The organism is Nitratireductor sp. ATLC21, from assembly GCF_057196525.1.
Map to the genome: position 1 here is coordinate 100,413 of NZ_JBXUOU010000002.1, position 12,290 is coordinate 112,702.

General features: G+C 60.6%; 9 protein-coding genes. All 9 read left to right on the plus strand.

The features are described 5' to 3' along the window. Position 1: 1 nt before the first annotated feature. Positions 2–1,657 carry a transcription termination factor NusA gene (nusA, locus tag AC2CHD_RS08180; protein ID WP_229450158.1) on the plus strand — a complete coding sequence of 552 codons (1,656 nt, stop codon included), beginning with the start codon at positions 2–4 and terminating at the stop codon, positions 1,655–1,657. 136 nt (positions 1,658–1,793) lie between these two features. Further along, positions 1,794–2,429 (plus strand): RNA-binding protein, encoded by a 636-nt coding sequence (locus tag AC2CHD_RS08185; RefSeq protein WP_229450159.1) that lies wholly within the window; start codon positions 1,794–1,796, stop codon positions 2,427–2,429. Then, positions 2,426–5,011, plus strand: coding sequence for a translation initiation factor IF-2 (gene infB / locus AC2CHD_RS08190; protein WP_229450160.1), 2,586 nt, complete (start codon positions 2,426–2,428; stop codon positions 5,009–5,011). The genes AC2CHD_RS08185 and infB overlap by 4 nt, the downstream gene beginning before the upstream one ends. A gap of 137 nt (positions 5,012–5,148) precedes the next feature. Continuing rightward, complete coding sequence (rbfA, locus tag AC2CHD_RS08195) at positions 5,149–5,553, plus strand: 30S ribosome-binding factor RbfA (RefSeq protein ID WP_229450161.1); 405 nt, start codon at positions 5,149–5,151, stop codon at positions 5,551–5,553. After that, positions 5,553–6,488 (plus strand): tRNA pseudouridine(55) synthase TruB, encoded by a 936-nt coding sequence (truB, locus tag AC2CHD_RS08200; RefSeq protein ID WP_484553313.1) that lies wholly within the window; start codon positions 5,553–5,555, stop codon positions 6,486–6,488. Before rbfA ends, truB begins: the two co-directional genes overlap by 1 nt. Positions 6,489–6,626: 138 nt before the next feature. Beyond that, a complete protein-coding gene (locus AC2CHD_RS08205; protein WP_484553314.1) occupies positions 6,627–8,306 on the plus strand; it encodes a sensor histidine kinase in 1,680 nt (559 codons plus the stop codon). 156 nt (positions 8,307–8,462) lie between these two features. Beyond that, complete coding sequence (rpsO, locus tag AC2CHD_RS08210) at positions 8,463–8,732, plus strand: 30S ribosomal protein S15 (protein ID WP_007010185.1); 270 nt, start codon at positions 8,463–8,465, stop codon at positions 8,730–8,732. 309 nt (positions 8,733–9,041) lie between these two features. Continuing rightward, positions 9,042–11,195 (plus strand): polyribonucleotide nucleotidyltransferase, encoded by a 2,154-nt coding sequence (gene pnp, locus AC2CHD_RS08215; RefSeq protein ID WP_229450164.1) that lies wholly within the window; start codon positions 9,042–9,044, stop codon positions 11,193–11,195. 73 nt (positions 11,196–11,268) lie between these two features. Then, positions 11,269–12,282 (plus strand): class I SAM-dependent methyltransferase, encoded by a 1,014-nt coding sequence (locus AC2CHD_RS08220; RefSeq protein WP_484553315.1) that lies wholly within the window; start codon positions 11,269–11,271, stop codon positions 12,280–12,282. Positions 12,283–12,290: the final 8 nt, after the last annotated feature.

Below are 12,290 nucleotides of genomic sequence, written 5' to 3' on the forward strand. Positions count from 1 at the left end.
CATGGCAGTCAGTGCGAACAGGCTGGAGCTTCTCCAGATCGCCGACGCGGTGGCCCGCGAGAAGTCCATCGACAAGCAAATCGTCATCGCCGCCATGGCCGACGCCATTCAGAAGGCAGCGCGGTCGCGTTATGGTCAGGAGACCAACATCCGCGCCGACATCAACCCCCAGACGGGTGAGATGAAGCTTCAGCGCCTGATGGAGGTTGTGGAGAACGTCGAGGAGCCGGCACGCGAAATTTCTGTCAAGGATGCGCGCACGCGCAACCCGGATGCTCAGCCCGGCGACTTCCTTGCCGAGCAGCTTCCGCCGATGGATTTCGGTCGCATAGCCGCCCAGTCCGCCAAGCAGGTCATTGTGCAGAAAGTGCGCGAGGCCGAGCGCGACCGTCAGTATGACGAGTACAAGGACCGCATCGGCGAGATCGTCAACGGCACGGTCAAGCGCGTCGAATACGGCAATGTCATTGTCGATCTGGGGCGCGGCGAGGCGATCATTCGCCGCGACGAACTGATACCCCGCGAAATCTTCAAGTATGGCGACCGCGTCCGCGCCTATGTCTACGATGTGCGGCGCGAGCAGCGCGGCCCGCAGATTTTCCTGTCGCGCACGCATCCGCAGTTCATGGCGAAGCTCTTCACCATGGAAGTGCCGGAGATTTATGACGGCATCATCGAGATCCGTTCGGTGGCTCGCGATCCGGGCTCCCGCGCGAAGATCGCGGTCATCAGCCACGATTCTTCAATTGATCCGGTTGGCGCCTGTGTCGGCATGCGTGGTAGCCGCGTTCAGGCGGTTGTTGGTGAGCTGCAGGGCGAGAAGATCGACATCATTCCTTGGAACGAGAATGCGGCCTCCTTCATCGTCAACGCGCTACAGCCCGCCGAAGTGGCCAAGGTTGTGCTGGATGAGGATGCTGAACGTATCGAGGTCGTGGTGCCGGACGACCAGCTTTCGCTGGCCATTGGCCGCCGTGGCCAGAACGTGCGTCTTGCCTCGCAGCTTACAGGCTGGGACATCGATATCCTGACCGAGGAAGAAGAATCGAGCCGCCGCCAGAAGGAATTCACCGAGCGCTCTTCTCTCTTCATGGAGGCCCTCAACGTCGATGAGATGGTGGGTCAGGTGCTGGCTTCCGAAGGTTTCACCAGTGTCGAGGAAGTCGCCTATGTGGACTCTGGCGAGATCGCATCGATCGACGGCTTCGATGAGGAGACCGCCGAAGAAATCCAGACACGCGCGCGCGAATACCTCGAACGCATCGAGGGCGAGCTCGACGCAAAGCGTCAGGAACTGGGCGTCGAGGATGAATTGCGCGAAATCCCCGGCATGACGACCGCCATGATGGTGGCTGTCGGCGAGGATGGCGTGAAGACCATCGAGGATTTCGCCGGTTATGCGGTGGACGATCTCGTCGGTTGGAAAGAACGGAAGGATGGCGAGACGACGTTCGAACCGGGTGTTCTTTCCAAATTTGACGTTTCGCGCGCGGAAGCCGAGCAGATGGTTGTGGCCGCGCGTCTCAAGATGGGCTGGATCACTGAAGAGGACCTCGCTGCCGAAGCTGAAGCCGAAGAGGCTGCCGAGGGTGAGGAAAGCGCGGATGTTTCCGAGGGTGCACAGGCCCCTGAAGCAGCAGAAGGCGCGGAAGCCTGATATGGGCGTTGTCGAGCGCTTGGCGGTCGTCCGCGTGACGTCACTGGTGCGCTCGCCAATTCTTGTTTCGCCGCATCTGTGTGGAGCCGCGTGATGGCGCGCGGCAGCTGGATGCTCTGGAGTTGTTGTGGACGATATGAACGATCGCACATGCATTGTCTCGCGCAAGGCGCGGCCCGCGGAGGACCTGATCCGGTTCGTCGCGGGACCGGACGGCATGGTCGTACCCGATCTGAAGCGGAAACTCCCCGGGCGCGGTTGCTGGGTCACGGCTGATCGGGCTCATGTCGATAAGGCGGCGGAGAAGAACCTCTTCGCCCGAGCTCTGAAAACATCGGTTACGCCACCAGACAATCTGGGCGAACTGGTCGATGTTTTGCTTTCAAAAGCCGCTCTGGGTGCTCTTGGGCTTGCGCGGAAGGCCGGAGCCGTGGCATTGGGTGCAGCGAAGGTCGAGGCATCGGTGCGCAGCGGCAAGGCCTATGGTGTGCTGCACGCTCGCGAAGCCTCACAGGACGGGGTTCGCAAGATCACGGCCGCTCGTCATGCAGTGGCCCATTTGGGCGGACCAGCTATCCCGGCATACAAACTCTTTTCCGAAGAAGAAATGAGTTTGGCATTGGGGGCAACAAATGTGATACATGCTGCCGTGTTCGGGCGGGACGCGGGCAAGGCGGCGCTGAAACGCGTTAGTGCGCTCGAGACTTTTCGAGGCGAATGCGCGGACAAACCGGCAGCGGTTGCAATGGGCACCGCAGAGGATGTGGAATGACGGATACGAAAACCGGTGACGACAAGACGCTGAGCGTCGAGAAGAAGAAGACGCTGACGCTGAAGCGACCCTCCGTTGAGCAGGGCACTGTGCGGCAGAACTTCTCGCATGGACGCTCGAAGTCTGTCGTTGTCGAGACGAAGAAGCGCAAGTTCTCGCGGCCGGATGAGCGCCCCGAGACAACACCTGCGCCGGCGCCGGCTCCAGCAGCGGCAAAGCCGAAGCCTGCCGCACCACAGCCTGCGCCGCAGCGTCAGCGCGAGCGTCCGCGCCCGGCATCGGGTGGAAACCGTTCTGGTGTGGTGCTCAACGAGCTTTCCAAGGACGAGATCGAAGCACGGCGTCGCGCTTTGCAGGATTCCAAGGTGCGCGAGGCGGAAGAGCGCAAGCGCGCTGAAGAGGAAGCAAAACGCCGCGCTGAGGAAGAAGCACGCCGCGAGCGCGAGCGTGAAGAATCCGCACGCCGCCAGGCCGAGGAAGAAGCGCGTCTGAAAGCGGAGGCGGAAGCACGCCGTCAGGCAGAAGAAGAGGCGCGTCGTCGAGCGCCGACACCGGTTGAAACCAAGCCTGAGCCGGAGGAAGACTCGGACGATGAAGGCCGCTCGAAGAGCAAGGGCGCACCGGTCAAGCGCGCGGCACCAAAACCTGAGACCCCACGCCCGGCAGCCAAGCCCCGTGGAGACGATCAGCGTCGCCGCGGCAAGCTGACTCTCAATCGCGCTTTGTCGGACGATGGCGAGACACGCGGACGTTCACTCTCTTCGATGCGTCGTCGTCAGGAGAAGTTCAAGCGCGCGCAGCACCAGGAGCCGCGCGAGAAGATCTCTCGTGAGGTGGTGCTTCCTGAAACGATCACCATTCAGGAACTCGCTCAACGCATGACCGAGCGCGCTGTGGACGTGATCAAATTCTTCATGAAGCAGGGCCAGATGCTGAAGCCCGGTGATGTGATTGATGCGGACACCGCCGAACTGGTGGCTGAGGAATTCGGTCATACCGTGAAGCGCGTTGCCGAATCCGACGTGGAAGACGGCCTCTTCAATGTTGAGGACAAGGCAGAGGATCTGAAGCCGCGTCCGCCCGTCGTGACCATCATGGGCCACGTCGACCACGGTAAGACGTCGCTGCTCGATGCCATTCGCCATGCGAATGTGGTGTCTGGCGAAGCTGGAGGTATCACGCAGCATATCGGCGCTTACCAGGTCGAGCAGGGCGGCCAGACGATCACCTTCATCGATACTCCCGGCCACGCCGCATTTACGGCGATGCGTGCACGCGGTGCAGAGGCAACCGACATCGCCATTCTCGTGGTGGCTGCCGACGACAGCGTGATGCCGCAGACGATCGAGTCCATCAATCACGCCAAGGCGGCAGGTGTTCCGATCATTGTGGCGATCAACAAGGTCGACAAGCCGGAAGCCGATCCCAACAAGGTTCGCACCGAACTTCTTCAGCATGAAGTGTTCGTTGAATCCATGGGCGGTGAGGTGCTCGACGTGGAGGTCTCCGCCGTCAAGGGAACCAATCTCGACAAGCTGCTGGACGCGATCCTGCTGCAAGCCGAGGTGCTGGAGCTCAAGGCCAACCCGGACCGCTCCGCGGAAGGCGTTGTCATCGAGGCCAAGCTTGACCGTGGCCGCGGTTCGGTTGCTACGGTTCTGGTGCAGGCTGGCACGCTTCGCACTGGCGACATTATCGTGGCTGGCAATGAATGGGGCCGTGTACGCGCGCTCGTCAACGATCGCGGTGACCAGCTGAAGGAGGCTCCGCCCTCCATGCCGGTTGAGATCCTCGGTCTTCAGGGCACACCGCTGGCGGGTGATCGCATTGCCGTTGTCGAGAGCGAGGCTCGCGCCCGCGAGATCTCGGAGTATCGTCAGCGCCTTGCTCGCGAGAAGTCCGTTGCCCGCCAGGCCGGTCAGCGCGGCTCGCTCGAGCAGATGATGTCGCAGCTCCAGGATTCAGGCCTGAAGGAGTTCCCGCTCATCGTGAAGGGCGACGTGCAGGGCTCGATCGAGGCCATTGCCGGTGCGCTCGACAAGCTCGGCACCGACGAAGTCCGCGCACGCATCGTCCATTCGGGCGCCGGCGCGATCACCGAGAGCGACGTGTCTCTCGCCGAGACCTCCGAGGCCGCGATCATCGGCTTCAACGTCCGCGCCAACAAGCAGGCGCGCGATGCGGCTGAAGCTGCCGGCATAGAGATCCGCTACTACAACATCATCTACGATCTCGTGGATGACATCAAAGCGGCCATGTCGGGTCTCCTGTCGCCGGAGCGCCGCGAGACCTTCCTCGGCAATGCCGAGATCCTCGAGGTCTTCAACGTGTCCAAGGTCGGCAAGGTCGCCGGCTGCCGGGTCACCGAGGGCAAGGTCGAGCGTGGTGCCGGCGTGCGTCTTATCCGCGACAGCGTGGTGATCCACGAAGGCAAGCTGAAAACGCTCAAGCGCTTCAAGGACGAGGTGTCCGAAGTGCCGGCCGGTCAGGAATGCGGCATGGCGTTCGAGAACTATGAAGACATTCGCCCCGGCGATGTTATCGAGGCCTATCGCGTCGAAATGGTCACGCGCACGCTATAGTGCACGCACGTCCTGGTTTCACGGGATGGGGCACCACCTGCCTCATCCCGCATACCGGCGTCTGGCGCCCCAGTTTCCATAATTTGCCGATATCCGCGATGCGGATACAATAGGGTTTTCCCGCAAGAAGGTGCTCCATGCCGTCTTCCGCCCCCTCTCAACGCCAGCTTCGCGTCGGCGAGCAGGTGCGTCACGCAATCGCGCAGGCTCTCCAGCGCGGCGATGTAAGTGACGATGCGCTCGCAAACACCGTTGTGTCCGTGTCCGAAGTGCGCATGTCACCGGACCTGAAGATCGCCACTGCCTATGTGTCGCCGCTCGGTGCTGCCGACAAGGAGGCGGTCGCCGCGGCGCTCAACCGCCATGCGCGGTTTATCCGCGGGCGTATCACTCCCGCTTTGCGTCAGATGAAGTACATGCCGGAATTGCGCTTTCGGGTTGACGACAGTTTCGAGAATTTCAACAAGATCGATCGCCTTTTGAAGTCGCCAGAAGTGGCTCGCGACCTCACTGACGACAATAAAGACGAGGGTGACGATTGATGGCGCGGCGCGGCAAACGGAAGGGACGCCGTATCAACGGCTGGCTGATCCTCGACAAGCCGGCGGGTATGGGGTCGACCAACGCCGTTTCAAAGATCAAATGGTTGTTCAATGCGGAAAAGGCGGGCCATGCAGGCACGCTGGATCCGCTTGCCTCGGGGATGTTGCCGATCGCGCTGGGAGACGCGACGAAAACCGTGCCGTTCGTGATGGATGGAGCGAAGGTTTATCGTTTCAAGGTAGCATGGGGTGAGGAGCGCGCGACGGATGACCTGGAAGGCCCGGTGACAAAAAGCTCAGACGAGCGTCCCACAGAAGAAGCCATTCGTGCTCTCCTGCCCAACTACACCGGCATCATCATGCAGACACCTCCACAGTTTTCAGCCATCAAGATCGATGGCGAACGTGCCTATGACCTTGCACGCGAGGGCGAAACGGTCGAAATCGCCGCGCGTGAAATCGAGGTGGGGCGGCTCGATCTGGTTTCTTCCACGCCCGATGAAGCGCTGTTTGAAATCGAGTGTGGCAAGGGCACTTATGTACGCAGCATCGCCCGTGATCTGGGTCGAGACCTGGGTTGCTTTGGTCATATCGCCGAGCTGCGACGCATGGAAGTTTATCCCTTTCTCCCCGCGCAGCTCGTGGAACTCTCTGCGTTGGAAGATGCGGCAAGGGAGGGGGACCGTGAAGCGGGCGATTTTGCTGCGCTTGATGAATATCTTCTCGACATTGCCACTGCGCTCGAAGGTTTGCCCGAAGTGACGGTCAACGACGATGCCGCGGCCCGTCTGCGTCTGGGCAATCCCGTGATCGTGCGCGGCCGTGATGCTCCTGTGGAAGCTCCAGAGGCATGGGCCAGCGCGCGGGGCCGCCTGGTGGCGCTCGGGGTGGTCGAGGCAGGGATGTTCAAGCCCAAACGGGTTTTTGCCGCATAAAATAGTTAGCCAAGTGATTTCTTACGATCGGCGAGGCAACCCTTGGCCGTTTTGTGCATTATGTACCGAGATGATCAACGGGACGGGTACTGAATGCAAGCGAGAGATGATGCGCTTCCGGAAACGTGGTCAGAGCGCATGAGGGCTTTCGCATCGGGCCCGAAATCCATTGGCTTTTTTCTGTTTTTGCTGATTGCGGTGACGGTTATCCCCGCGATTGGCGTTTCAGTTGTTCTGCTTCAGCGAAACAACGAGGCGCAGCGTGAGGTTGTAACAACGCTTGCTGAAGCCATGGCCGGTTCCATCGCCGAGGCCATAGACCGCGAACTGAGCGGTATGGCGACAACCCTGCGCGTGCTTTCGACAACGCCTTCGCTTTCCAGCGGCGATATGAAGGATTTTTACGACCGAGCGAGACTCGCCCTCGCCGGCAGTGGCTCCTATCTGCGGGTGCTTGATGAGAACTACAGGCTGCTGATCAATACGGGCGTCCCCTATGGTGAACCGTTGGAACCCCTCAAGGAGCCTGAAACTGCCAAGGCGGCGCTGGAAGGAGGGGTAACCCTCACCTCCGGTGTCTTCTTCGGCAAGCTGGACGGGAAGTGGAGTTTCAAGGTCGTAAAGCCGTATTTCCCGGAGAACGGCCCGCCCCGGCTCCTCGTAATGACGCGCAATGCGGATTCACTGGTCGATGTTCTGTCTCAGCAGATGCTTCGCGGAGGCTGGAACGCTTCTGTGGTTGATAAGAACAACATCGTCGTTGCGTCGTCCTTGATGACATCGGATGTCGGAAAGCCCTTCTTTCTGGATCTCGAGGGCACCGGCATTTATCATGAGGCCGAGCCGGCAGAAGAGCGCGAAGGCGGTACCTACACCACGATTGTCGATGAATCTGGTGTCAGCGGCTGGAAGGCTGTGGTCTGGGCTTCGACAGCGTCTATCGAAGAACCCATGCGTCATTCATTGCGCATGCTGCTGGCCGGGGGGCTGCTTGTGATCGCCATCGGCGCTTTCGCTGCCTGGTTGCTTGGCCGACAGATCGCAGGTCCCGTGCGTCGTCTTGCACGCGATGCCCGCCGGCTGGGCGCCGGAGAGCCGGTTCACGCGATCGAATATCCAATTGCGGAAGTTGCGACCGTTTCCACGGCTTTGGCGGAAGCGGCTCTCGACCGCGAGCAGGCGGAGAATGAAATCCGCCTTCTTATGCGCGAAGTGGCGCATCGCTCGAAAAACCAGCTTACGGTTGTTTCGTCCATGGCCAAGCAAACCGCTCGCAGTTCGCGCACTTTTGCCGGATTTCAGGATGCGTTTCAAAAACGCCTTTATGGTCTTGCGCGCTCGACCGATCTGCTCATTGCCGGCGGTGCCGCAGGTGTGGAACTGCGTGAATTGCTGGCGGCACAGGTCGATCCTTTCCGGCCGGACAGCGCCGAGCGTTTCAAGATGAGCGGTCCCAAATTTCGGCTCGCCAATCAGCCCGCGCAGACAATCGGCCTTGCCGTGCATGAGCTCGCGACCAACGCGTCCAAGTACGGCGCGTTTTCAAGCGATGCCGGCAGTCTCGAGATCTCATGGAAGATCAAGGACGATATGTTCATCCTGACTTGGCGCGAGTTTGTGACGAAGGGCCGTAGACGCAATGTGCGTAGACGCGGATTCGGAACCGAAATTATCGAACGTATGGTCGGCGGTACGCTCGATGCAGAGATTTCCCGCGTCTTTCACCGTGACGGGCTCGAATGCGTGTTCAAGATTCCGGTTGACAGGCTTGTTCCGGATTTTCAGAAAAAGGCCATGCAGGCGGAAGAAGCCGGCTGAGAGCCGCACTGGATAATGTTTGGGCTGGTAATTCTATGCGATTTCGCATATATGCCAGCCATCATTGCGCTTTGACTGCGCATTGTTACATGGCCCCGGCTGGACGACATCCCGGCTGAGGGCGTCCCTTTTCCCCAAATTCGAGAAAGGAAGCCGATGTCGGTTACTGCAGAGCGCAAACAGGATTTGCTGAAAGAATTTGCCACCGCCCAGGGCGATACCGGTTCGCCGGAAGTCCAGGTCGCTATTCTGACCGAGCGGATCAAAAACCTCACCGAGCACTTCAAGGACCACAAGAAGGACAACCACTCCCGTCGTGGTCTCCTGAAGCTCGTTTCCCAGCGTCGCCGCCTCTTGGACTATCTGAAGAAGAAAGACGAAGGCCGCTACAAGACGCTGATCGAGAAGCTCGGACTGCGGCGCTAAGCTGATTTGGCCGGCGGACATCAAGGGGTGTCCGCCGGTCTCATTTGGGCATGCAGTCTATATGTGTGCCCGACGGCTCCGGCCAGATGCGAAAGTGACAGCGGCTGTGCCGCCGTCCCGCATCCGATAGCCGGATAGCCGGGGCCCCAATGGACAGGTCATGGGGCAGGATTGCAGGATGCTTGAGGCCAGATTGGCCGAGACCGAGCCTCCCGTTGTCTTGCCCGTGGCTCGTTCGAAAAATGAAGCCAGACCGAAGGGCAAACGCGGCCAGACAATGGCGCGCCCTTCGGCGTAAAAGGACAAGATATGTTTAAAGACCACAAAGTTGAGATCGAATGGGGTGGGCGTCCGCTGACCCTCGAAACCGGCAAGATCGCCCGTCAGGCTGATGGAGCGGTTCTGGCCACCTACGGAGAGACAGTGGTTCTGGCCACGGTCGTTTCCCAAAAAGAGCCGAAGCCCGGCTTCGATTTCTTCCCGCTCACTGTGAACTACCAGGAAAAGACTTTCGCCGCCGGCAAGATCCCGGGTGGCTATTTCAAGCGCGAGGGGCGTCCGAGCGAGAAGGAAACGCTCGTTTCTCGCCTGATCGACCGTCCGATCCGCCCGCTCTTCGTCGATGGCTACAAGAACGACACCCAGGTGGTTGCCACCGTTCTTCAGCACGATCTTGAGAACGATCCCGACATCGTCGCCATGGTCGCCGTATCGGCTGCTCTGACGCTTTCCGGTGTGCCCTTCATGGGCCCGATCGGAGCTGCACGCGTTGGCTACATCAATGGCGAATACATTCTGAACCCGCATGTCGACGAGATGGAAGAGACCAAGCTCGACCTCGTCGTTGCCGGCACGGGCGATGCCGTTCTCATGGTCGAGTCCGAGGCTCAGGAGCTCCCCGAGGATGTGATGCTCGGTGCGGTCATGTTCGGCCACAAGGGCTTCCAGCCGGTGATCGACGCGATCATCAAGCTCGCCGAGGTTGCTGCGAAGGAACCGCGCGAGTTCACGCCGCCGGATCTCTCCGAGCTGGAAGGCGAGATGCTGAAGATCGTCGAGAACGAGCTTCGCGAAGCATACAAGATTACTGACAAGCAGAAGCGCTACGACGCTGTTGACGCTGCCAAAGCCAAAGTTAAAGAGACCCTTCTGCCGGAAGGTGAGGAAGAGACCAAATGGTCGGCCGAGCAGGTCAATACCGTCTTCAAAAGCCTCCAGGCCAAGATCGTCCGCTGGAACATTCTTGACACCGGCGGCCGCATCGATGGACGTGATCTGAAGACGGTTCGGCCGATTGTCGCTGAGGCCGGGATCCTTCCGCGCACCCACGGTTCGGCCCTCTTCACCCGTGGTGAGACGCAGGCCCTTGTGGTTGCCACGCTCGGCACCGGCGAGGACGAGCAGTATATCGACTCGCTCACCGGCACCTACAAGGAGACCTTCCTCCTTCACTACAATTTCCCGCCCTATTCCGTTGGCGAGACGGGCCGCATGGGTTCGCCCGGCCGCCGTGAGATCGGTCATGGCAAGCTTGCATGGCGCGCCATCCATCCGATGCTGCCGGCCGCGGATCAGTTCCCCTACACGCTGCGGGTTGTCTCCGAGGTCACCGAATCCAACGGTTCGTCTTCCATGGCAACCGTCTGCGGCACCTCGCTCGCCCTTATGGATGCCGGCGTTCCGCTGGCCAAGCCGGTTGCCGGCATTGCGATGGGCCTGATCAAGGAAGACGAGCGCTTTGCCGTGCTCTCCGACATCCTGGGTGATGAAGATCACCTCGGCGACATGGACTTCAAGGTCGCCGGCACGGATGAGGGCATCACCTCGCTGCAGATGGACATCAAGATCGATGGCATCACCGAGGAGATCATGCAGATCGCCCTCGACCAGGCCAGGGACGGGCGTCTGCACATTCTCGGCGAGATGGCCAAGGCCCTTTCGGAAAGCCGTGGCGAGCTGGGCGAGTTCGCTCCGCGCATCGAGGTCATGCAGATCCCGACCGACAAGATCCGTGACGTGATCGGCTCCGGCGGCAAGGTGATCCGCGAGATCGTCGAGAAGACCGGCGCCAAGATCAACATCGAAGACGATGGCACGGTCAAGATCGCTTCGTCCAACGCCAAGGAAATCGAGGCGGCGAAGAAGTGGATCCACTCGCTTACGGCAGAGCCGGAAGTGGGCGAAATCTACGAAGGCACGGTCGTCAAGACCGCCGACTTCGGCGCATTCGTCAATTTCTTCGGTCCCAAGGACGGTCTCGTTCACATCTCCCAGCTCGCTCAGGAACGCGTCGGCAAGACCACCGACGTCGTCAAGGAAGGCGACAAGGTGTTTGTGAAGCTGATGGGCTTTGACGAGCGCGGCAAGGTTCGCCTCTCCATGAAGGTTGTCGATCAGGAGACCGGCCAGGAGATCGTTCAGGAAAAGAAGAAGAAGGAAGAGGCTGAGGACGCCGAAGGCTGATCCCGCTTCCCCTTGAACATCGAGCGGGCGCGCGCCTTCATGGCCGCGCCCGTTTTCACATCCGGAACCCGACATGAACGATACGCCGCTTCCAACACTTCTGTTTCCTTTTGATCGCGGGCTTCTCGATCCGCCGGGCAAGGATGATCGCGTTCTTTTCCTGGGCGCGCCGGGGGTGTTTCACCTTCCTTCCGATTTTGCCGGAGACATGACGGCCGTCCAGGGCTATCGACCCGACTTTCTCGCCCTGCAAAGGTCAGGAATCCCGGTTTGCCCCGAGCCGGAAGGGGAGGGTTACGACATGGCACTGGTGCTGCTTGGCCGTCACCGGCGCGAAAACGAGCACAGGCTGGCCGAAGCGCTCAAACGGACCCGACCGGGTGCGTGTATCGTGGCCGCCTGCGCCAAGAAGGATGGTGGCGGCAGCGTGCGCAAGCGCATGGGCAACCTGCTTGACCTCGAGGATCATGCCTCCAAACATCACGGCGTCGTCTTCTGGCTGCGCCGCCCGGACGAGATTGCCGAGGCTCTCGACGCACTCGATGCCGGCGATGAGGTGGCAGACGGGTACATCACGGCAGCTGGCGGGTTCTCGGACGATGGCATCGATCCCGGCTCGGCCTTGCTGGTGGAATGTCTGCCGGAAGATCTGTCGGGCGCAATTGCCGACTTCGCAGCCGGCTGGGGCTATCTATCGGTTGCGGCAGCTGAGCGCGCTTCGGGTGTGAAAGGCATCGATCTCTATGAGGCGCATCATGCTTCGCTGGAGGCGGCCCGGCGCAATATGGCCGGGAAAGCACCGCAAGTTCCGGCGCGCTTTTTCTGGCATGATCTCTTGGGGGAGCCGGTCGACGAGCGCTATGACGTGATCCTCATGAACCCGCCTTTCCATCGCAGCCGCGCAGCGGAGCCGGATATGGGGCATGGCATGATCGCGGCAGCGGCAAAGGCGCTCAAGCCACGCGGGCGGCTCTTCCTCGTTGCCAACAGGCAGCTCCCCTATGAAGAGAGCCTTGAAAAGCATTTCGCGGCACAGGGTGAGCTGCGCCGCGATACGGTGTTCAAGGTTTTGTGGGCCCGGAAATAGCGGACCAG